Raw genomic sequence first — 20809 nt, 5'->3', positions numbered from 1 at the left:
GAGGTGCAGCCATGCATTTAGTTTATTTTATCGGTTTGTTGACAGTGACAAACATCGCATTCCATCTCATTTTCTCAATACAATCCAAGATGACCGAACCGATCAGTTTAGAATCTGTCTGGTTTCACGTTAGACTCATGCCTGTGTACGCTGTGTTAAACATACTGACTGGAATCGGTTACCTTTATGGAAAACAGTTTTTTGGTACGCTTACATTATCAATTGCGTCTTCTAATTTCATCAAGTTCGCTACGTTACTATTAGTTACGTTTATCGTATTACAAGAAATTCCAACCCTGAAAACCTATATCGGACTTAGCTTAATCCTTATTGGGATTGTAATTGCGAAATAAATAAGGTATCAACCAGTTAAAATATATGTAGAGAAACATCCGTGGCAAACTCTAACTGGGAGAAAATATGAGATACTACAGAAAGTGCTTAGAGTGGCAATTCCTAAGTGCATGTAGATGGAGTGAAGTATTCGAAAACATGTTTTGAAAACAATTATTTAGTTGGAGGTATTTTCAAATGAATGCTATAGAAACAGAATTAATCTGTCACAAATACAAAGACAACAGTATCAACAAATGGGTAAGGATATATAAAAATACTAAGAAGAATCGAGTGAAGAACAAGCAATTCTCAAAGATACTTCCGGCAGCAATTAAAGAAAGAAAAATTATAAAATGCGATAGCATTGTCCTGCTCGACATTCCAATTTATACCGAACTTAAAGAAATAGAGAAACTCGTAAACCAAACCCGCAAGGATACTAAATAACGAAGACATTTATATAAAAACGCCGTTATACAACAAAAAAAAGAGCGCCGAACGAATTGGCGCCTTTCTTTATATATGCTTATATTTTTAACTTTAGAAACTGCTACACTTAACCGCCCATAGCAAAATATTAGTTAGTCATTTTCTCCTTCGTTGCCTTTATCACTCGATGGAACACTACGAAAGGCTTCTAGTTGCTCATGTAACTTTTCTAGCTCCTTTGATACAAAGCCAATATCTTTATAGGTTCTTTCGAATGGATTATTTATTTTCTCGAATAGTTCATTCAACTCTTTAGGAAACATATCCGTATTAAAATCCAATGGCAAACGAGGGATCAAGTCGCCAGCATGGGCACAATCAAAACCAAAATACCATAAGTCACTTTCCATTCCATAAATTGTAGACCCTTGGTACGTTATTCCTCCGTGACAATGCAGCCCTAGTATATTCTTGCTCTTTTTATACGCTAAATGCGTGGAGGGTACTCCAATATATGCATTTAAGTGACCCATTTCTCCATGCCTCAAAATAATGAAGTGATATTCCCCAACTTTCAAACTGGTAAAGTCAGGTTCCTTCTCCCATTCCTCTTCAATTTCATTTCTCAATCTATTCATTCAAATCACACCTTCAACTATACCTTTGTTTCTCCATTATACATGACGTCATATTTATAGTGAAATCAACTGATAATCCCAATTTCTTAATACAAACACCAAACATAATCAAAAAAAGGTTGCGTCAAATTTGGGAGTAATTATAATTTATGAGATTTACAAAAGTAGGAGGGTGATTTATGGAAAATAAACTTATTACACATAAAGTATTGCCTATGTTTTTCATGACCTTGGTTGTCAGTCTTATAGGGATGATTATTGGTAAGATGTATGTTCCTCCCGCAGCTGCAACAGGAGTAGGAATAATAGTGTTAGTCATTCTAATAGTTATGGCATTTATGAAAGGGAAAAGGGGTACGTTCGGCTTTAATATTTCGAAGTCAGGATTATTTATTTTAACGTTCCTATTAGGTCTTAGTATCTATCCCGTCATAGCGCATTACATGTCTACTGTAGGTGCAGAAATTGTTCTTGTAGCCTTTGGTATTACCGTAGCTGTATTCGGTAGCTTATTTTTATATGCTTATCACACGAAGAGGGATTTCAGGTTCCTGGGCGGTATTCTATTTGTAGCATTGATCGCACTTATTTTAGTTAGTTTAGTTGGATTGTTTATTCAATCAGAAGCACTTCATCTTGTCTTGGCTTGGGTCGGGGTAGTGATTTTCTCAGGGTATGTATTGTACGATGTTTCTTTGATGAAAAAACAACTTGTAGACGAGAAAGATGTACCTGCAGCAGTATTTAATTTGTATCTTGATTTTATTAATCTGTTTTTAGACATCTTGCGTATCGTAGCTAGCTTTTTTAGCAATGATTAGATTAACAGAGGGGTATTCATACCCTTCTTTTTTTATGGACGAGTAAGGGTGCCGGACTACCGAAACTTTCTAGTTTGGACCTATATATCAGTATGGATAGAGAGGATATTGATTCACCTTTCCATCGCTTACTCTGTATTGTAAGAACGAATGTCGCTAATCAAAACATTGATCCTTGCTTATTATTTTTTCGCGGTTATTTATATCATAGACCTCTTCAAATCTCTCAACATCCCACAATGGATTCATCGGAGCCTTCCATTTAACAGGATCATTGATCTTATACGTATTAAACCCCTCATGCCAGGTGATAATTTTCATCTCTTTCAATTTAGTAAGCTCACCTTTAATCTTAGATTTTCCTACACCGCACAATTCAAAATCTTTTAATTGAGGAATAATAGCTTCTTCCTTGTCCATTGAGCAGGATAAGGCATGAATCATTGAAATAAGCGCTTTTTGTCTCTTGGTAAGGTTTCTCCTGAAAACCTCTACTTGTATATCATCCAGTTGCGAATTACGTATATCCATCTCCTCACTCCTTTATTCCAATTATAACCATTTTACTTATTGCTATCCATTTCACCCATCTTTGAGCAAGCACCCTTTTTACTTTGTGTATTTAATTTGTAGTAATACAAAGAAGATAGACTTCTAGTATAACAGTTGTATCTTGAGATATTTGTTATGGAGTCTATATATCTTTTTTTAATTCGACGAACCACCCGAACAAATTTAGTGGAAAAGAGTACCTTTCTTTCCCCTTATTTCAGATTTCGGAATATAATTTTGAAAATGAAAAAGGAGTGGTATAGTCTTGCTCTCAAAAACAACAATTCACTACAAAGGAATCGACCTACCCTTGTCATGGCTTGATTCATTGACTGTCAAAGATTTAAAGGAGGTAGCAGCCTACAAAAATCTCACTAACCTTAGTAACATGAGTCGCTTGGAGCTGATCGACTATATTATTACTGGGAAAAGAACACAGATTACAGATGACCCATTTCTATCAAAATCACAAGTTGAAAAAGCGTATGGAGTATTAGCCTTGATCGATAAAGGATATAAGGTGGATTTTGAGAAGTCCCTATCACTTAGCGGGAAAAGCATTACCATGAGAGTGAAATGGTCAGGGTTCGATCCCAAAGGCAAACGTTTTGAAAAATCAACTATGATTTTCAGCGTCAAAAACACAGGTGATAATGCCAACAAGAAATTCGTAGAGACCTATAAGGCATTTCTAAAAAAGGTTCAGTCCCTAGCAGAAGAATCAGTTGCATAAGTGCATTTCTATTTCTATATCAATTACAAAATACAGTGGTGCTGGATTTTTTCAAAAGTATATGGAATATAGGAGGTTTCGAAGCCTCGAAATACGATAGTTAGAGGGGATGAACTACGTGAATAACGAGAAGGTCATAGATATGTTGGAGATTGCCTTTAAAGAAATGGAAAGCAAGATAGAACGTTTAAAAAAGAATCAAAAGACGTATGTGATTAGTAACGGTGATAGTATTGATATTGAAGAAGGTCATGGTGAATTACAGATAAAAATAGACTTTTTGGAAGAAAGAATGTTCGAACTAGATGAACTTATAGATAAATTAAAGAAGAATGCTGAATAATCAATATTTTAGATAAATGTTGTCTTTAATCATAATAATTTAGCTATGTTATACTTTAAAAATATTTTTTGTTGAGGAGTGTTTTAAGTGGAATTTTATTTAGTTGGAGAACCTAATTTTAATGCCGTAGAAGATAGAAAGGTAAACAGTGATAATGATTTTAGTGGGGTCAATAAATTCGAATTATGGTATAGGGGAATTGAACTTAAAAACATAAACCCAAAATACAAAGGTACTTCAGACATCAAAAAAGCTTTAAAAATTTGTAAAAATTATCACGAAGGTAATCCTTTATTCCCTGACGGAACACGTCCGTTCGGGTTGGTGGTGGAAAAGGATAGGAAGTATTTTATTTACACATCTAATACCGGTGTCAATGCTCACAGAATTAGAGAAAAAACTCAAAATTAAAATAAAAAAATTGGAGTGATCACTATGAAAGCAACATGCCCTAAAAATAATGAACACAAGGAATTCATCACATCTGCCCACGTAATGCAGGACTGGAAGGTTGATGAAAATGGCTTTTGGATCTCAACTATAGACGAAAGTGTCCAAACAACATTCTCCCCTAATAAAGACAACATCTGGAATTGCGCAACTTGCGGTGCAGAGGCAGTAGTAGAGTGATAGATGAATATCAATAAGACTATACAATATGAGGCGAGGGGAAGTACATGAAGATATTCGAGGCTTGCGAGTTAGCTCTTAAACATTTACAAAAACCAGCAACAGTAGATGAGTTATATCGATGTATAAAAGAGAATCATTGGTATGACTTTAAAAGCAATCAACCCAGAGAAGCAATTCATTATCACCTAAATAAGAGAACGCCTGATAATGATCGCGAAGATAAGGACATAACACTGTTTGTAAGGGAAAATGACAAATACAGGTTGTATATCCCTGGGATAGATGACGGTACAAATAGTAACGCGAAAGAGTCTGCTAAACTCATATGTGGAAGTGAAGCGGTAGAAGCACTTGAGAAAGAAGGAATATCAGTGATTTTCGAAAGTGAATTAGATAAGTTGAGGTTCATAGCTGCTAACAAGCGAAAGCATCTATGATGAGAAAGACAATATAGTGTCACAAAAGCCAATACCTATTAGGTCTTGGCTTTTTTTGTATCACCAACTAAGGTGGACAACCACAAGGAAAATATTTTGAATGCACCCATTTTCACAAATTTTCCATTGATTAGTGATACTATAGAACTACTACTAAATATAGTTTCGAAAGGGAGTTTTCATAGTGTTAAGAACGTTAGCCGCAATACTGCTTTGTGTGTTTATTGGAGCTTGTTCATTCAATGGAAAAACGGCTTCCGAAGCGAGCTCTAATCAAAATTCTGAAAGCACTGAATCTATCAAGGAAAAAGATGAGGCGAAGATAGAACGGGTTGTATCTGACAGAACTGACGAATTTGGCATAGCTCTGTTGAAAGCGCTTTTTGACGGGACAGATATCGAGTTTGCCTCAAAAGAGATGGGAAGTACAAAAGACTCACAATCCGCATTAGAAGATGGAGCTATTGATGTCATGACCGGTGTGTCTGACGACTTAGAAGATGCTGAAGAGAAGACCATTAGTATGACTTATTCATATTACTACGATGCCGATAATGATGACTATTGGGTCTTTACAGTAAAAAGCGAGAATGAAAATGTGTTAAAAATACTCAATACAAAATTACTCGAAGCTAGAGAAAGTGGCACATACCAGAAGGTATATGACCAGTTCTTTGAAGATGACACTCACTCTGTATTAATCGACCATGACAAAGATAAAGATTCAGAGAGTGCGTCCGAAAAGAAAGATGAGAAGTCCGCAGAAGAATCTAAGAAAGAAGCCAAACAAACCTCCACTAATAAAGAATCTGAATCAACCAAATCCCCTACAGAATCTAATCCTGAAAGCATTAATCCAGACGGAGTAAAAGTGGTAAATGGTCAATTTTCAGTTGCAGGAATCACACTAGGAACATCATTACAGCAAGTGAAGAATAAACTTGGAAAGCCTACTTACGATGGTCCCGATACAGGAGAAATGCAATCGTACGACCACGTAACAGAGTATGGTCCACTATTTATCGGATACAATAGAGATATTGTGACTGGGATGACGTTCGATGTGAAATACAACGTCAGAACGACTAGCTGGTTCAAGCAGCTACCTAATTCAACAACCGAAGGTGACGGAAACTATTTCTATTTAGAAGGAACTAATAACTATTTCAAAGTTGAACCATTTGATAACCCTTATTATGCTTATATTGCTTATGCAGGTCCCGAGTTCGAAAGTGAAAAAGAACGTAAGGAAAGAGAGAAAAACAAACTGACTCCTGACGAAGCGATCCAGGCGGTTATAGACCGTGAAAACTTAGATGAATATCCTCAAGTAATTGTAGAGCACGACCATGATGAAGATGAACGTTATGTCATACATGTATATGAAATCGTGGGAGAAGGAACGGAAGAATCCCATACGGCTACCTGGGGATGGTACTATGTTGACCCTTACTCCGGTAATATCACTAGCATGTTTGATTAACAGCTCACGAAAAATAAATGTGAGAAATAAATAATGATTGATAAAGAACTCATTCCATAGCGGGAGAGTTCTTTTCTTTTTGAGCACATGTATTAAAAAAGAGAGTTTCCATCACTTCCGGTTAAATTCGATATGAAGGGTGGGACGATTATTGTTTATTTATCTTGCAATGTTTATCTTTTTAGTTAGTTTTATATTTTTTGTGAAAATGGTCAAGAGTACAAAGGTGAGAAGAAAAGAGAGCTCACCTAATAAGAAAAACCTTCCTAACTTTATGCTCCCTATGATCACAATGCTAATAGGTTACATCATATTTATTATCGACCTTGTTGTATTCACACCTACAACAGCATTTAATGCTCTTATGTTTCAGTTTTATCTCTTTTTCTTTGCAGCACCAATCGTAATGATGGGTATAATGTTTTACCTTCTGATTTATTTGTCTTGGAAGGAGAAAGTAGAAGAAGAGGAAGAGGAAGAGGATGAAGTGTAATCGAAAGACAACTACCTTACATGGTTAGCATATCTTTGCTAGGTATATCTCCTGAGAGTATAATGGATAACAGGAAATAATTTCTACTAAAATCCATAGTTTATAGGAAGCAGGGGATCTACTTGGTCTATCTTATTATCGGTGTGACTGGAATACTCATTTCAATGATAGAATTCAGGTCAGCTAACAAAGAGAAGGGAAGAAAACAGAAAGCCCTACATCATGGAGCTTCTGCATTATTGGCGTTTTCAATCCTAGTGGTACTTTTTTCAGCCTTCGTTCTAACAGGGGTAATTGACCCGAAAAATACTGAAACTTGGATGCCATTCTAAATAAACAAAACCTGACTTCAAAGTGAAGTCAGGTTTTTGTTAGAAAGTCGCACAAAAGAGTTATGAGTTTTGCTTGATGTTAAAATGAAATTATTAAGTGCAACTTATTGTTTTAAAGTATTCCCGAAAAGGATAATACAAAACGTCTGCATACGTCAAACTCTTTAAAGAAAGAGAAATAGAAAATTCAGCTCAACGTTAGTTAGTCAGTAGTTTTTTCATTTTGCAATTTGCGAATTTCGAATAGAGCCTTAACCGCTACCGAGATGACAATAAGCGCAGTTAATATCATGTTTGTATTTTCAGGAACAAAAGGAAACCAACTAATAACCGATACGATTGTAATAATCACCCCGCCCCAAAATAATGCCTTCCCTATAGACCTTGAAGTAGGGGAAGTGCGCAAATTAAGCCTGTTAACTAACAAATATTGAACACTTCCTAGCATCATGTACATTATTCCAATGCCAATAGATTGCAAATTGATCATCCTTTATATATTGTTTTAATTTTATTTCTAACTAAACCCTAAACACTAAATTAATCTATTAAGATTATAACATCTTACTTAAGCAAACCTTGAATTTTCACATTTTGTGAAACAGCATGCCAGTAATACAAGAGTACACTGATATGTTTTCTAATATTAAGGAGAAGAGACTAACTAAATAAAGAGTTAGGTAGAGGTCATGTACATAAACAGGGGGGATCAAATGGCACAAGACAAAGGTACAAGAACTTTTTATGAAGAGAATGCGGAGTCCTTTGCGACACTTAATAACAATAATGAACAGATGAAGAAATACCATAAATGGATGGAGAAATATTTAGGTAGCGGGACCATTTATGACTTGGGTTGTGGAACCGGAAGGGATACTTCTGCACTTAAAGAGTTGGGATTTAACACAATTGGATTTGATTATTCAAAAGCTATGTTAAAAGTTGCTCAAAGAGAGTATCCAGAATGTACTTTTAGGGAACTTGACCTTTTAGGCAACGGTATAAAGGAACTCAAACAACCAGACGGCATATGGGCTTGTGCTTCCTTACTTCATTTTCATTATACGCAATTTATAACGATCGTTAACAAGATATATGACCTGTTAAAATCTAACGGCTACTTTTATATATCGATGAAATTAAAACCCAATACTCATAGCAAAATTGTCGGAGACCGCTTCTTTCAATATTACTCAAAGGAAGACCTTATCACTACCTTGAAGGAAGTAGGTTTTCTTACGGTAGAAAAAGATATTTCGAAAGGCAGGAATGACGATTTTATCAGTTTGTTGCTAAGGAAATGAGTCTCTGTTGGTAATAGAACAAAAGTTAGAAGGAACTCCATTACTGACTCTGATAAAAATCACTTTTCTTTTCTACAATCCGCGCCATAATGTACTATACTTTTTAAAATCACATAAGGGAGATGTTTTTATGAATTTTATTAATGGCACAATCTACGATATGAATTATCTTTTTTTGAAAAAGGTAGAAGACAAAATCGACAATGACTACCTAGACGTAGTATTGCGAAACTTTCTAGAATCACTTTCAATTGCAATCGAACACGATGAGAAAGATTCAATTAAGTTATTAAAAAAATTGGCTTCAACCGAATTATCAGAAGGAAATTATAAAGGGGAGTATACTGAAAGTGAGTTTTTAGAAATGTTAAGAAAAGCAATAAAAGATATTTTTGGAGAGCACGATGACAATGTGTTCGACTTATATGCACAATTATATAATGAAGTCTCTTCTGAAGAGAAAATGGCACAATAAAAAAGATAAAACGGCAAATATTTGCCGTTTTTTTAGTCTTTATATGCATCTATGCAGCAAAGATTTTCAAAGCTTTTTCGTACCGTTTCATTAAGGATAGTCTTAGTGTTGCGAACCTAGATAGGTTATGTTGCAAATCAACGATTTTCACCCTCATCGCAACCCCTTCTTCTTCTCTCAACCGCCTAATATAATCAAAATATGTCTCATTATCTTTTCTGGTGATAGAGACTATTTCAGAAAAAGTATGTTCTTTCCCATACAATGCTAACACTGCATAGAGGTCACTTTCCTGTACATCCGTATCTTCCAATATGTCATGGAATAGAGCGACAACCCATTCATCACTTAAGACATCGAATTTAGATGCCACAGCTAGTGGATGAGTCGGATCCTCATAGTACATTTTTGCATAATCGATAAATACCTGACTAAACATTTATACTCTCCCTCTTTCTATAGTCATACTGCCACCAAGACTACTACGGAAATATGTAGATCCTTCATTAACCGCTCAAATCCCAAAGAGCAGAACGATCAGTTTTACCTCATTATCAAATATCATTCCCACATCATTATACACTTTACGCCGATAGATATTTAATAAAAAACATATAATTTAATAGTATATTTTGTCTGAAACCAAAAATAAAGGTTTATTTAAGTGTATTTTATATGTTTTAATGAAATTACTAATAAATCGGTTACGTATTAAGAGAATCCTTGAATTCTTCAAGCGCATACAAATAGATTAATGCACAATCCAACCTGACTATTTTTACTACAGTAAATGAGGTGTCGAATTGGAAATCGGACAACGATTATCAAAACCATTCAAGAAAGCAAAATACCTAAGTGAAGAGAACTATCAACGGTACACGGTTATTGTTCATTACCTTTACCAACAACACGCGTATTATTTTTCCCCACCTTCATTACCAGACGAGATTTACAGTCATATTAAAGATAATGATAAACAAAACCTTTTTGGTGATTATACGAGAAGTGAGCTTGATCGCGATTTAAACGCCTTAGAAGATTGGGGGAATGTAATCGCACATGCTGACCACGGACGGGTACAACGTATACAAGACTACAATAGAAGCAGATTAAGGTATCAATGTTCACCTGATACTGTTGAAATAGAGCGGATGTTAGAGAGTCTTAATGACCATATGCACCAGATGAAAGCATCTTTAGATTCGGGTATGGTCAGTTCTCTAACTGGACTGATCTTAACACTACAAGATTACAAAGCTGGTAAACCTTTAACAAAAAATGAAAGAACGGAGCTCAACCAATTATGGGTCGATATCGTAGAGAAGTTTGATAACCTTCGAAAAGAATCATCTGATTACTTAGGTATCATCCAAAGTAAAAATATCGAAGAAGCTATGCAGAACAAAAACATCAGAGCTTTTAGACTGAAATTTACCGAATACCTTACGGATTTCATAATAGCCCTTCAAGAAAAAACTCATGTAATTGAATATGCATTAAAAGATATTCAAGATCGTGGAGTATTAGGGTTAGCCATCGATGAAATCATACTTCTTCAAAAAGAAAAGCCTAATTTGGAAGATGATTGGGATGAGCAAGAAATAAGAAAGATCTACCACAGGCAATGGGAAGGTATCAAGCGTTGGTTCGTATATGACCAATTTGGAGAACGATTTGTAAGTTATCTGATGAAGCAGACGAACGAAACTATAAGTAAGTTCACTAAGTTCTTGCAACAATTAAGCGAACGGGAAAGACAAATCAAGAGTAGGAAGCATGAATTCCTTCATATGGCTAAACTCTTCGAACAAGAAGAGAATGTGGACATTTGTTTTAAAAACTTTGGCGCCTTAACAAATATCGAAAAACCAAGATATATACTATCCAATCGTAATATGGAAGTTTACGGCGACCAATCATTAATAGAACAAAATGGTACCGAAATAAAACCCTTACTCAGCTCAAGAACGGAACGAGTACGTAAAAAGAAACAAAATGCGGTAATCGAGTCAACTCAAGAAGACAAAGAAGCTTTAGAACTGTATCAGAAGCAAAAGCAGTATGAAGAGCAACAAATCGATTTATTTACTTCTAAAGGTACTGTTGTAATTGCTGACTTAGAAGAAGTAGAGCCATTTATAAGAAGCGCTATCTTAAAATGGATAAGTGGCAGCGTAGATAAAAAGGGGAACAGAGGAAAGACCGAAACCGGTATAAAATATTGGATTGAAAAAAGAAGTGAGGAATGGTATCCATTACGCTCAATCGATGGAGACCTTACGATGCCTGACTATATTATTCATTTTGAGGTGTAACCCATGAATGCTCTTTTAGATAAACAATTGGAAATAAACCTATCAGAAGACGGAATAGGGGTAGAGAAAACTTCCAAAAAGACCATCTCACCAGAAGTGCAGCACTGTCTCAAGGAACTTTTTGAACGCTTTTGGATCTTAAAAATAGACGATGAAGAGTTGTATTATAAAATCCACGATAATGAAGTGGAACTGAAAAACTTCTTAAGAGACACATTCCGCTATCGTTTGATTTTAACGTATGACATGGCGAAGTTGGAAAAAACCCCAGTCCAAACTTTTAAATGGATGGGGGACAAACGCCCCAAGGGGAATCCTGTTTTTAAGAAGCAACGAGACTTTACTTTTCTATTTTGCTTTTTAGCGTTTTTAGAAGGCAAATCTAATGAACAACAGTTCTCGTTGCAAGACATATGTGAGTCAATCCAAGCCTATTATCCTTCAGATGAAACAATTATTTGGAAGGAAGGTTCGGGATATCAGAATCGATTGTCACTAATAAGGATTTTAAAATATGCAGTCAGCATGAGACTCGTATTTATCGTAGACCAACACATAGAAGATTTCGCAGGAGACGGAAGCCATGATGTCCTGTTTGAAAAGACCCCATACGTACCTTATTTCATGCGTCATTTTAAAACTGATATTACGATGTGGGATTCTCTTAAGGATTTCGAGGACTACTTGGAGTATGAAAATAATCAAGAGATCGAACGGAAGCACCGCTATTATAGAAGATTATTTCTACAACCTGTCGTTTACCACAATGAAATCCCTGAAGATGAAAAAGAATACATAAAAAAATTCTATAACGCGATCGAAAACAATATAAATCGGTTCACAGATTACGATTACGAAAGGTACAAAAATAACTCTATGATGATTAAATCATCATACTCTCCTGGAGATATTTATTACCCATCCGATTCGATGATTTCAAATCTCGTTTTATTGACAGCAAACTATATTTTCGAGCGCCCCCTGAAATATAGAAGAAACCTACATAATCAGGTTCAGATGTCTTATGGAGAATTGGATAAAATCATGACCGAATTAAAGCAGACTCATGCACCACAATGGACCAAGACGTTCAATTCAACAAGCACTGCGGAATTAAATCGCATGGTAGTGGAATATTTGGTCGATTGGAACTTTGCGCAAATACAAGACGCACACACTTTTACGATAAAAGAGGGAGCTTTCCGCATGGTCGGTGATTATTTCAATACCTACCCTACGAAGGAGGAAACAAGATGAAGCATGAACAAAAAGATCGTTGGATGATGTATCGAGCAAAACTATTTAATTTCTGGTATTACCCTGACCAAACGTTCTACTTTCAAAATGGGTGCGGTGTATTAAGAGGACACAATGGGAGCGGTAAGTCTGTCACAACTCAAAGTTTGATTACCGTTTTACTCGATGGTGATACTCGTAGCCACAAGCTTGATCCATTCGGAGGACGCGAGAGAAAGATGATGGATACTGTGCTAGGAGAGGAAGAGCTCACAGGGATTCAAGAACGGATCGGATACTTAACGTTAGAATTCAAAAAAGAGAATAGTGAGATCTTTAAAACAATAGGCATGGGGATCGAGGCATCTAGGAGCCGTTCTACCACAAAAAATTGGTATTTCATTATCGATGGCATGCGTTTTGGAGACGACTCTTCCCAGTTAAAACTCTATAAGGAAGAAGTTATGGACGGGGATGTTCGAAAAATACCTCTAACCGAAAAGGATTTCCGAAAACTTGTGGAGCCAAAAAAATATGGGAAGGTCTTTAACAACCGAGATGATTATGCGGATAACGTCAATCGTCACCTATTTGGATTTGATTCCATCCAAAGCTACAAAGGCTTAATTGACCTCTTGCTACAAACCAGAAGCCCTAAGCTAAGTGACCAAAAACGACCAGATGGAGTAGTAGAAGTATTAAATGACTCATTACCTCAATTAACAAATGATGAGCTAAGACCACTTACATCTTCAATTGAATCCATCGACCGTATCGAAAAGGACTTAAAAAGGTCAGAAGCGGACCTTACTACCCTTAAAAAGTTAAATAAAACTTACGGTGACTATAATGAGATGATATTAGTCGAGAAAGCAACAGAATACGTGCTTGCTTCAAAGAACTACGAGAAGCTTAAAACCAGCATTAAATCGACTCAAAAAGAGATCGATAGACAGATGAAACGTATACACGAAATTGATGACGAGAAGAAGAAGCTAAATAACCAGCTCGAAGCGAATAAAGAAGAAATACGCTCATTAGGCGTAGAAGATATCGAAGAAATTGAAAAAAGAAAGCAAGATTCAGAGCTTGAACTTTCAAAACTAAGTCAAGCTTTAGAAAAGCTTGAAAATAAAAAGCTGGAAGCTGACCGATCCCTTTCGGAAATCAAAAGAGAAAAAGAAAAATATGAAATTGAACTTTCCGACTTAGAGAATAACTATTCATCTTATGTTAATGAGATTGAAGAAATCGGAAACGACCTTCATTTTGAAAAACACGAAAGATACTTTAACCATTTTCACGGTAGTATGAATGAAAGTCAGTATTCGTTCGGACAATGGGTCTCAGAATCTAGAGGTTATGAACAGTTCTTGCAGCGTACCAAAAAACAGTTGGAACAACGCGACTTGCTCGAATCCGTTTTGAAAAGTATCAGCAATCAACAAGGCGACTTACAAATGAACATCGACCAAGCACAATTAGAAATCCTCAGTATTGAAAGAAGAATTGATGAGGAAGTAAATAACCTAGTAGAATCAGTGCAGTTATGGTTATTAAACTGTAAAGAAATGCACATTGATGAACAGGTGAATCAAAACCTGGTTTATCAAATTCAGGAACTCTATAATTCAATATCTGAAGCTTCTTATAAAAGCCAAATCGACGGTAGTCACTCTAAAAGTAAAGAGCACAAGCTTGAACGTAATATCCAATTAAGACATGAAGCTAAAGTAATTGAACAAGAATGTAGTTCCCTTAAAAAAGATATTAAGGAATGGACAGATACTAAAGAAATAGAACCTGATTTTGTTTCTTGGAAACGAGAAGGGTGGAATAGACTGTCTGAAGAAGGCGTCTCTTATCTACCTTTCTATGAAGCATTTGAGTTCTTACCAACTGTTTCAGAAGAAGAACGCAGGAAGATTCAAAATGCCTTATCAGAATCTGGTTTATTATCGAGTGTCATAGTCGAGCCGAAGTTTGTGAGCAAATCGAAGGAACATACGACAGTTGTAGACTACCACCCTTCTAAAAGAAACAATCTTACCAGTGTTCTTAAATCAAGCGACAACGATCCGAACCACCATTCGATCCTTGAAGGCATCTCGATTGAACGAGACAAAGAAGGTTACATACTTACTGATGGGCAATTCAGAAGCGGCTTTGTGGAAGGTCGATCATCGTCAATGGAAAAAGTGATGTTCATCGGAAAAGCGAGTAGAGAATCATATCGTAAGATGAAGATTAGTGAACTTGAAGAGTCTTATAACGCTAAGGTTCTTGAATTGGATAACATCACTAAAATGATTAACGAAAATAAGCTAGAAATCGCTACTTTAGAGGAAGAATATCGTTCATTCCCAACATTCAAGTCTCTAGAAGAACTCCATAGAGAGAAAGAGAATGTTGTTTCTCGTATAAAAGATATCTATGAACCTCAACGAGAGAAATTAGATATGGAATTCCATACTAAATTAGAAGAGAAACAGAGCATTACCACTCAAATCAAAAAGGAAATAGATTTTACTGAGCTTGATTTGACCGTTCACGCTTTTGATGAGGAGATGGAGTGCTTAAGTGGTTACTTGCAGTGTCTACAAGATATCGAGAAGACTTTCATCGAGATAAATGGCGCAAAACAGAATGTAGGTCATTTTCACGAGAGATTCTCTTACATCGAAGAACACCTAGATGAATATGCACTTTCAATTGGTAGCACAAAAGCAAGCATCGATGCAACGAAACGCAAGATAAGCAGCTACCAAGAAAGATTAAAAGATATGGGATCTGATGAGATACGTGAACGTATTCAACATCTCACAAAAGAAATAAATGAGACTGTACCTAACCAATTATCTTCATTACAAAAAGAGTCAATTGAACTCGAAGTTTCTACAAGTAACAAGAAAGAAGAAAACGAGCACAACAAAGAGGTTTATATTCCATTTAAACGTCATCTGCATGACGTTTGGGAGAAAGCCTTCAACGAACACTATAAACTTGGATATTTTGTAGTAGATGGTAGGGACGACACACTCCTTTCTATCGCAAAAGAAATCTTAGAATCGAAGGGCGACATCCTTGATAAAAAGAGAGATAACGTTGAAAAGGTAAAAGATCGCCTTCACCGCACATTTAACAAGTTGAACGTGGAGCTCACTAATTATGAATTAGAATACGAAACAAAGCAATCTGACAATACGTCTGAATATGTGACGGAAGACGATGAGGAGAACAGCGTCTTAAATTATGTTAGCGGAAAGACATCTCGAATTGAGATTACGTTGAACATAGAAGGTAAGCGTGTGCCACCAAGCTATGCTGTAAATCACCTGCAAGAGAAGATCGATAACATGAGAATAGATGCTAATGAGAAAGACCGAGATCTATACGAGAGAATCTTAATAAACACCCTTGGCGACAATCTTAAACGTAAGATTGAATACGTTCAAAGTTGGGAAAAAGAAATGAATCGTTTCATGGAACATGAGAACTTGATCAAATTCCGTCTCAAATGGGTTCCGAGAGAAAAAGACGAGGAAGAGGAGTTAGATACTCGCGACCTCGTAGAGGCTCTAAAAAAAGATAGTCAGTGGGTAGATCTCTCTGAAATCAGCAAACACTTTAAGTCTAAGATTAATCAGGCTAAAAAAATCCACAATGCATCTCAAGGCGAAAATAATTATAATCTCCAGGTTATCATGAAGGATGTACTTGATTATCGTAAGTGGTTCGACTTCCATATTTACTTCACCAAAAAAGGCGACAAAGAACATCGTCTCACCCGTAAGACTTATGGAAAGTTAAGTGGAGGGCAAAGAGTTCTAGCAATGATCACTCCTGTTCTAGCAGCTCTTTACGCTAAGTATTCAGAGGCTAACGACGAATGTCCTAGACTATTCACTTTAGATGAGGCTTTTTCCAGAGTAGACGATGATAATATAAATGTTATGTTCGCTTATATCCGAAAGCTAAACTTTAACTACATTCTCAATTCACAGTCTCTATGGGGTTGCTTTGAATCGGTGCCATCTCTTAATATTTATGAGCTGATTAGACCTGAGAACAGACCTAAGGTCCTTGTTCAATCGTATTACTGGAATGGAAAACGAAAAGAGAGGCAGGAAACGATTGAAGTCAAAGAGGAGGTCGAGGCGTGACAAACCCAGTTGACCAAATCGTTTCTGTTTTCAAGAGAGATAAGGGGTTCGAACGCCTTTTCTCTCTATTTATTGAAAAGTATCGGACCTATGAGAGAGTAGAAAAAGGAATTTCTGTTACCCTTAACAACCCAACACCAATTGAAAAACGTTCTATATCAGGATTGGTGGGGAGAGACTTAACACGTAACAGAAGCATTACGATTTCAGCTTCTAAATTTGAAAAGGCATTAGCCAATACGAAGTTTGGCAAGAATATGCCTCTCATTACACTTCAACAAATATTAGAAATCTATAATGGGGAGAAACTAACCAGTAAACGAGAAGAGCACCTATCACAGTTAACAGAGCGTGATAGTTACTTCAAGGAATGGTATACATACTCTCATTCAGAAGTTTTTCGTGAACTGGTTACGTGGATCCAAAGTGATGCTAAAGGAACAAATAGATTTCTTCAATTGTATAAACAAGACAAAGATTCGTTATCGTCTCTGTTAAGCTTCCTTGAGAAAGTATGCTTGAAACTCCCTTTAAACGAGTACGTATACCTTCCGATATTTTCAGCCGACATCACGAAAGACCCACACACTTTTGACCTAGATAGGGAAGAAGGTAAGATGTTAATTTATACTCTTCAAGTATTAAAACATATCCAAAATGAAGAGCCCTTTATTCAAGACCCTAATGCTGAAAAGATCACTGAATTGCTTTATGAGTTCAAAATTCTAAGAGACGACCTTCAGAATTATGTTACAGTCTTCAATGCTGTCGGATACAACCAAAACGGAAAAGAAAACCTGTTATTAAAAGGTGGAAGAGAAGAAAAGTCCACCTACCATCTCCCTTTGAGAGAGGTTATGAAATTAGAAACTATAACATCCGCTTCCAATAGCAATAATTTGTTTATGATAGAAAACTCATCTGTTTCTTCGAAAGTCATTAATGAGTGCATAAAAGCGGATGTGGAAGCAACCATACTCTCAGGTAATGGGCAACTTAAACTAGCTACATTAAGGTTTTTAGATCGTTTTGTTAAGAGTGGAGGAACCATCTATTATGCAGGAGATTTCGATCCAGAAGGAATCCTAATTGCTGATAGGTTAATGAAACGTTATAAAGGCAAAGTGAAACTATGGAGATACGGAAGAGAAGAGTATCTAACCTCATTATCTAATAAGATCATTCCCTCACGTAGATTAAAACAGTTAAGCGGACTTAAGAAGGACTCTTTACTTTCTGAAATCAGAGATGAGATGTTACAAGTAAAGAAGTCTGGGTACCAGGAAAACATAATTACAAAGTTGACTAGTGATCTTTGTAATGGAAAATATGCTGGCGATATTTCTTCCGCTTCATAAATTAAAGAACAAAAAGGAGGTCACTAAATACGTGGACCTCCTTTTAAAAAAGATTATTCTCTTTTAATCCAATCTTCCTTTTTGGTGAATTCTAATCGGTTACCAGAGATATAATATATGCTGTGGTGCTCGTCAGACTTTCTTAACTCTTCACTGTTTCGAAAACCAACCCCTAAAACATAAAACTCATTTAAATATGCATCATATTGAAAGACTAAACGCATTTGCGGTTTTACTTTAGGAGGAGGAGGCTCTCTTAGAAATAACTTATATTCACTCCACCCAACGAGGTTATGAATAAGTTGCCAGCTTGGTGGAATTATTTTGTATTTGGCACTTTCAATAGCAGACTCGAATGAATCAATGAAACGATCAAAATCCTCATCCGAATCCAACTCTTCTTTTATGACTGGAAGGTCCTCTTCTAAAATACCTCTATGCCAATACTCCGAAACCATTATTGCTTCCTCACGTTCTTCATTCTGTTTCGGAATTCTTCTTTAGTCATTTTTTCAGAGGACTCCGTAGGTCGTTCCCAATTGCTCAAGTCTTTGGGACTCATCTCATATAATTCTTTCCGGTCTTCATCAATGCGGTCTCGGAAGGTAGGATCTATCTCAAGATATTTTGATTCATCATCTTCATCTTCTCCGATGAATTGTTCGATTGGAATTTTATAACCTTTGTTAACGCTTTTTCCTGGACTAGAACTTTCTTCGAATTTAATCTTACCTTCTTTAATCCACTTGTAGACAGTCTGAATACTTACATCAAAACGCTCAGCTACCTCTTTGACACTAAAATACCCTGCATCATTATCGTTTTTTATTACGCCTGAAAAAAGTGAAGTGATATTACCTTCGTCTATATCTTTGATTGCATATCCAGGAGCGACCAAACCGATAGAATGTAAACCGACAGAATGCGTATTCTGAAGCTTTCGAGCCGTCTTAACCAGTTCCGCTATATCTGGGTTTTCAGTCTCAGAAACATCAACACTCGCTAAATCCCTTATCAATTTTTCTTTTCTTTCATCTACAAAACTCATTATCCTCACCTCCTTCTCCATTATACCATGTTTTAAACCTTTTCTACTTTTTATATATTCTAAACCAGTCTGTGATTTATATTCAATACTATAAATAATATATCGTTTTTTTATCTCAGGTAAACACGGGGTGGTATAATCTTCCAAAATAGCAAAGGAGTTATACTATGACACCATACCAACCTGACTTTCCAATTCTAAATTTTGACGAGACTGGTCGATTTGTAATTGAGGATTATAAACCACCGAAAGGGTACAAGCAGTCAATGACGGTATACCATTCGTTAGAAGATGCAGAGAATGAACTAAAGAACTTAAAACTACAAGATCGGTATTCCTACCATACTGTCACCAGCTGCCTTGGTACTGTTTGGATGGACGACGATACGTATCGAATTGTTTACAAAGTAACTGTTTCAAATTCCTAACCAATACTAAGGAGAGATTATGATGCAAAAATACAGTGTAGGACAAGAATTATTTTATTCCACAGGACAAGACCATCTAATAAAAGTTAAGATAGAGAGTGTTCAGAAAATTTTTAAAGAATCACTTAGCAACGGAGATTTCGACGAAGATGGTTTGATGACCATGGAGGAATCTATACCAAATATCCAGTTAAACCATGAATTTGATGGAGAGATACTAAGAGTTCATCATCCTAAAATGGAGTCAGATGATTTTACCTTTGAAGAGCGGATCATGACTTCTAAATTCTACGGATACGGTTACTCTGTTAGGATTTTGGACAACCCCAAGCATGATTATTTAATTCTTGCTATGGACGATTCCCTTACCCTTACTAAGAACAACAAATAAAATAGCGGAGTTGATTAGCCTATGCAAATCATGGTTTGCAAGAAATGTAAGAGAGATATTCTATACAATTATCACTTTCATTGTTTCGAGTGCATATGTGGCAAAACATACAACGGCGTAGGAGACGAACTTCAACCGAGAGAAGATTGGGAAGATGAATATAACGAAGACTAATCCTAACAACCAATTAACGAAAAAGGGGATGTAAAGATGAACAAGGAAAAGCAACTAGCAGAAGATGTTGAAGAATTTTTTAACGAAGAGGATCCATCTGTCGGAATCTACGCTACTGGAAAGATCGATGCAGAAGTTGTAGAAGAGTTTAAAGAAGCATTTGATGGAGTAACAGTAGTTTCTTATGACAAAAATGAATTGGAATTTGATATCGAGCAGAGCAGATATAAGGTAGCATTAAGCACCTCATATTCTCGTTGGATGATGTACAAGGTGATTGTTTAATATTCTTTGAAGTTAAGCTACAAAACGACTAAACATGAGGTGATTATACATGAAAGAAATTTACGCAGTAGTAAAAGTGAATAAGAAAACGATTAAATCTCAGTGGTTCGTAAAAGCAGATGAAGAATTAAAGGATGTAACACTAGAAGTGTTTTCGAGCGTTTATTCCTATAACAATAAATACCTTACACAGAATGTTTGTCATATCCCATATGTCTATAAGGATGGTTTCATTATTTACGCTTACGGATGTGGATTAACACATTATTTAAATGACCGTAATGTAAAGGAAGTATTAGAGGATATGGATATTAGCAACATAAGAGTCTTCACCAATAAAGAGTTTAAGGAATTGATGGTTGCCTAGCAAAAATAACACGATATAGATAAAGAGGGGTTCCA

Annotated in this window: 27 protein-coding genes; 21 read left to right on the top strand and 6 right to left on the bottom strand. The window is 36.0% G+C overall.

Annotated features, from left to right (window positions below; all coding sequences use genetic code 11):
• Positions 1–11 precede the first annotated feature (11 nt).
• Both ACXAEY_RS23125 and ACXAEY_RS23120 read left to right on the top strand, forming a co-directional pair.
• Positions 12–353 (top strand): hypothetical protein, encoded by a 342-nt coding sequence (locus tag ACXAEY_RS23125; protein WP_474815578.1) that lies wholly within the window; start codon positions 12–14, stop codon positions 351–353.
• Between the two features lie 178 nt (positions 354–531).
• Complete coding sequence (locus tag ACXAEY_RS23120) at positions 532–783, top strand: hypothetical protein (RefSeq protein WP_474815576.1); 252 nt, start codon at positions 532–534, stop codon at positions 781–783.
• 134 nt (positions 784–917) lie between these two features.
• On the opposite strand, the gene ACXAEY_RS23115 is transcribed toward ACXAEY_RS23120, so the two are convergent.
• Positions 918–1403: a hypothetical protein gene (locus tag ACXAEY_RS23115; protein ID WP_474815575.1), complete on the bottom strand. Its 486-nt coding sequence runs from the start codon at positions 1401–1403 to the stop codon at positions 918–920.
• A 179-nt stretch (positions 1404–1582) separates the two neighbouring features.
• On the opposite strand from ACXAEY_RS23115, the gene ACXAEY_RS23110 reads away from it, so the two are divergent.
• Entirely contained in the window at positions 1583–2224 is a 642-nt protein-coding gene (locus tag ACXAEY_RS23110) for a Bax inhibitor-1/YccA family protein (protein ID WP_474815573.1), read from the top strand.
• Between the two features lie 156 nt (positions 2225–2380).
• Here ACXAEY_RS23110 and ACXAEY_RS23105 read toward each other — a convergent pair whose 3' ends face one another.
• On the bottom strand, positions 2381–2755 hold the full coding sequence (locus ACXAEY_RS23105; protein ID WP_474815571.1) for a replication protein: 375 nt from the start codon (positions 2753–2755) through the stop codon (positions 2381–2383).
• A 286-nt stretch (positions 2756–3041) separates the two neighbouring features.
• On the opposite strand from ACXAEY_RS23105, the gene ACXAEY_RS23100 reads away from it, so the two are divergent.
• From ACXAEY_RS23100 to ACXAEY_RS23065, 8 genes are all read left to right on the top strand, one after another.
• On the top strand, positions 3042–3509 hold the full coding sequence (locus ACXAEY_RS23100) for a hypothetical protein (RefSeq protein WP_474815569.1): 468 nt from the start codon (positions 3042–3044) through the stop codon (positions 3507–3509).
• Between the two features lie 118 nt (positions 3510–3627).
• Entirely contained in the window at positions 3628–3852 is a 225-nt protein-coding gene (locus ACXAEY_RS23095; RefSeq protein ID WP_474815567.1) for a hypothetical protein, read from the top strand.
• Between the two features lie 87 nt (positions 3853–3939).
• Complete coding sequence (locus ACXAEY_RS23090) at positions 3940–4263, top strand: hypothetical protein (protein WP_474815565.1); 324 nt, start codon at positions 3940–3942, stop codon at positions 4261–4263.
• Positions 4264–4287: 24 nt separating this feature from the next.
• Complete coding sequence (locus ACXAEY_RS23085; protein WP_474815563.1) at positions 4288–4482, top strand: hypothetical protein; 195 nt, start codon at positions 4288–4290, stop codon at positions 4480–4482.
• 47 nt (positions 4483–4529) lie between these two features.
• Positions 4530–4922: a hypothetical protein gene (locus tag ACXAEY_RS23080; protein WP_474815561.1), complete on the top strand. Its 393-nt coding sequence runs from the start codon at positions 4530–4532 to the stop codon at positions 4920–4922.
• A 184-nt stretch (positions 4923–5106) separates the two neighbouring features.
• Positions 5107–6405, top strand: a complete 1299-nt coding sequence (locus ACXAEY_RS23075; protein WP_474815559.1) for a hypothetical protein — start codon at positions 5107–5109, stop codon at positions 6403–6405.
• A gap of 226 nt (positions 6406–6631) precedes the next feature.
• Positions 6632–6898 carry a hypothetical protein gene (locus ACXAEY_RS23070; RefSeq protein ID WP_474815557.1) on the top strand — a complete coding sequence of 89 codons (267 nt, stop codon included), beginning with the start codon at positions 6632–6634 and terminating at the stop codon, positions 6896–6898.
• A gap of 122 nt (positions 6899–7020) precedes the next feature.
• Positions 7021–7230 (top strand): hypothetical protein, encoded by a 210-nt coding sequence (locus tag ACXAEY_RS23065; protein WP_474815555.1) that lies wholly within the window; start codon positions 7021–7023, stop codon positions 7228–7230.
• A gap of 202 nt (positions 7231–7432) precedes the next feature.
• Here the strand turns inward: ACXAEY_RS23065 and ACXAEY_RS23060 are convergent, their stop codons facing one another.
• The gene (locus tag ACXAEY_RS23060) at positions 7433–7711 is read right to left on the bottom strand and encodes a hypothetical protein (protein WP_474815554.1); all 279 of its coding nucleotides are present in this window, start codon (positions 7709–7711) and stop codon (positions 7433–7435) included.
• Positions 7712–7943: 232 nt separating this feature from the next.
• On the opposite strand from ACXAEY_RS23060, the gene ACXAEY_RS23055 reads away from it, so the two are divergent.
• Together ACXAEY_RS23055 and ACXAEY_RS23050 are read left to right on the top strand one after the other, a co-directional pair.
• Positions 7944–8534 (top strand): class I SAM-dependent DNA methyltransferase, encoded by a 591-nt coding sequence (locus ACXAEY_RS23055; protein ID WP_474815552.1) that lies wholly within the window; start codon positions 7944–7946, stop codon positions 8532–8534.
• 130 nt (positions 8535–8664) lie between these two features.
• Positions 8665–9009, top strand: coding sequence for a hypothetical protein (locus tag ACXAEY_RS23050; protein WP_474815550.1), 345 nt, complete (start codon positions 8665–8667; stop codon positions 9007–9009).
• 49 nt (positions 9010–9058) lie between these two features.
• Here ACXAEY_RS23050 and ACXAEY_RS23045 read toward each other — a convergent pair whose 3' ends face one another.
• A complete protein-coding gene (locus ACXAEY_RS23045) occupies positions 9059–9448 on the bottom strand; it encodes a hypothetical protein (protein ID WP_474815549.1) in 390 nt (129 codons plus the stop codon).
• 364 nt (positions 9449–9812) lie between these two features.
• On the opposite strand from ACXAEY_RS23045, the gene ACXAEY_RS23040 reads away from it, so the two are divergent.
• Genes ACXAEY_RS23040 through ACXAEY_RS23025 form a run of 4 tightly spaced genes read left to right on the top strand, consistent with a single transcriptional unit; the run spans position 9813 to position 18081 of the window.
• Positions 9813–11324, top strand: a complete 1512-nt coding sequence (locus ACXAEY_RS23040) for a TIGR02677 family protein (RefSeq protein ID WP_474815547.1) — start codon at positions 9813–9815, stop codon at positions 11322–11324.
• Between the two features lie 3 nt (positions 11325–11327).
• Positions 11328–12581, top strand: coding sequence for a TIGR02678 family protein (locus ACXAEY_RS23035; RefSeq protein ID WP_474815545.1), 1254 nt, complete (start codon positions 11328–11330; stop codon positions 12579–12581).
• Entirely contained in the window at positions 12578–16723 is a 4146-nt protein-coding gene (locus tag ACXAEY_RS23030) for a TIGR02680 family protein (RefSeq protein WP_474815544.1), read from the top strand. Before ACXAEY_RS23035 ends, ACXAEY_RS23030 begins: the two co-directional genes overlap by 4 nt.
• Positions 16720–18081, top strand: a complete 1362-nt coding sequence (locus ACXAEY_RS23025; protein WP_474815542.1) for a TIGR02679 domain-containing protein — start codon at positions 16720–16722, stop codon at positions 18079–18081. The genes ACXAEY_RS23030 and ACXAEY_RS23025 overlap by 4 nt, the downstream gene beginning before the upstream one ends.
• A gap of 53 nt (positions 18082–18134) precedes the next feature.
• Here ACXAEY_RS23025 and ACXAEY_RS23020 read toward each other — a convergent pair whose 3' ends face one another.
• Entirely contained in the window at positions 18135–18539 is a 405-nt protein-coding gene (locus ACXAEY_RS23020) for a hypothetical protein (protein ID WP_474815540.1), read from the bottom strand.
• Complete coding sequence (locus tag ACXAEY_RS23015) at positions 18539–19129, bottom strand: helix-turn-helix domain-containing protein (protein ID WP_474815538.1); 591 nt, start codon at positions 19127–19129, stop codon at positions 18539–18541. Before ACXAEY_RS23015 ends, ACXAEY_RS23020 begins: the two co-directional genes overlap by 1 nt.
• Before the next feature lie 167 nt (positions 19130–19296).
• Here ACXAEY_RS23015 and ACXAEY_RS23010 point away from each other — a divergent pair, with 167 nt between their 5' ends.
• From ACXAEY_RS23010 to ACXAEY_RS22995, 4 genes are all read left to right on the top strand, one after another.
• Positions 19297–19557: a hypothetical protein gene (locus tag ACXAEY_RS23010; protein ID WP_474815537.1), complete on the top strand. Its 261-nt coding sequence runs from the start codon at positions 19297–19299 to the stop codon at positions 19555–19557.
• Positions 19558–19579: 22 nt separating this feature from the next.
• Complete coding sequence (locus ACXAEY_RS23005) at positions 19580–19948, top strand: hypothetical protein (protein ID WP_474815535.1); 369 nt, start codon at positions 19580–19582, stop codon at positions 19946–19948.
• A gap of 210 nt (positions 19949–20158) precedes the next feature.
• Complete coding sequence (locus ACXAEY_RS23000) at positions 20159–20407, top strand: hypothetical protein (RefSeq protein ID WP_474815533.1); 249 nt, start codon at positions 20159–20161, stop codon at positions 20405–20407.
• Between the two features lie 49 nt (positions 20408–20456).
• Positions 20457–20774 (top strand): hypothetical protein, encoded by a 318-nt coding sequence (locus ACXAEY_RS22995; RefSeq protein WP_474815532.1) that lies wholly within the window; start codon positions 20457–20459, stop codon positions 20772–20774.
• The last annotated feature ends 35 nt before the right edge of the window (positions 20775–20809 follow it).

The organism is Anaerobacillus sp. ABA4_114, assembly GCF_056159065.1.
This window is presented reverse-complemented; position numbering and strand designations above follow the sequence as displayed.

Excerpts from the sequence above, each read along its gene's own strand:
- ACXAEY_RS23125 (WP_474815578.1), top strand. The coding sequence starts at position 12 with ATGCATTTAGTTTATTTTATCGGTTTGTTGACAGTGACAAACATCGCA.
- ACXAEY_RS23120 (WP_474815576.1), top strand. The coding sequence starts at position 532 with ATGAATGCTATAGAAACAGAATTAATCTGTCACAAATACAAAGACAAC.
- ACXAEY_RS23115 (WP_474815575.1), bottom strand. The coding sequence starts at position 1,403 with ATGAATAGATTGAGAAATGAAATTGAAGAGGAATGGGAGAAGGAACCT.
- ACXAEY_RS23110 (WP_474815573.1), top strand. The coding sequence starts at position 1,583 with ATGGAAAATAAACTTATTACACATAAAGTATTGCCTATGTTTTTCATG.
- ACXAEY_RS23105 (WP_474815571.1), bottom strand. The coding sequence starts at position 2,755 with ATGGATATACGTAATTCGCAACTGGATGATATACAAGTAGAGGTTTTC.
- ACXAEY_RS23085 (WP_474815563.1), top strand. The coding sequence starts at position 4,288 with ATGAAAGCAACATGCCCTAAAAATAATGAACACAAGGAATTCATCACA.
- ACXAEY_RS23080 (WP_474815561.1), top strand. The coding sequence starts at position 4,530 with ATGAAGATATTCGAGGCTTGCGAGTTAGCTCTTAAACATTTACAAAAA.
- ACXAEY_RS23055 (WP_474815552.1), top strand. The coding sequence starts at position 7,944 with ATGGCACAAGACAAAGGTACAAGAACTTTTTATGAAGAGAATGCGGAG.
- ACXAEY_RS23050 (WP_474815550.1), top strand. The coding sequence starts at position 8,665 with ATGAATTTTATTAATGGCACAATCTACGATATGAATTATCTTTTTTTG.
- ACXAEY_RS23045 (WP_474815549.1), bottom strand. The coding sequence starts at position 9,448 with ATGTTTAGTCAGGTATTTATCGATTATGCAAAAATGTACTATGAGGAT.
- ACXAEY_RS23035 (WP_474815545.1), top strand. The coding sequence starts at position 11,328 with ATGAATGCTCTTTTAGATAAACAATTGGAAATAAACCTATCAGAAGAC.
- ACXAEY_RS23030 (WP_474815544.1), top strand. The coding sequence starts at position 12,578 with ATGAAGCATGAACAAAAAGATCGTTGGATGATGTATCGAGCAAAACTA.
- ACXAEY_RS23020 (WP_474815540.1), bottom strand. The coding sequence starts at position 18,539 with ATGGTTTCGGAGTATTGGCATAGAGGTATTTTAGAAGAGGACCTTCCA.
- ACXAEY_RS23015 (WP_474815538.1), bottom strand. The coding sequence starts at position 19,129 with ATGAGTTTTGTAGATGAAAGAAAAGAAAAATTGATAAGGGATTTAGCG.
- ACXAEY_RS23010 (WP_474815537.1), top strand. The coding sequence starts at position 19,297 with ATGACACCATACCAACCTGACTTTCCAATTCTAAATTTTGACGAGACT.
- ACXAEY_RS23005 (WP_474815535.1), top strand. The coding sequence starts at position 19,580 with ATGCAAAAATACAGTGTAGGACAAGAATTATTTTATTCCACAGGACAA.
- ACXAEY_RS23000 (WP_474815533.1), top strand. The coding sequence starts at position 20,159 with ATGAACAAGGAAAAGCAACTAGCAGAAGATGTTGAAGAATTTTTTAAC.
- ACXAEY_RS22995 (WP_474815532.1), top strand. The coding sequence starts at position 20,457 with ATGAAAGAAATTTACGCAGTAGTAAAAGTGAATAAGAAAACGATTAAA.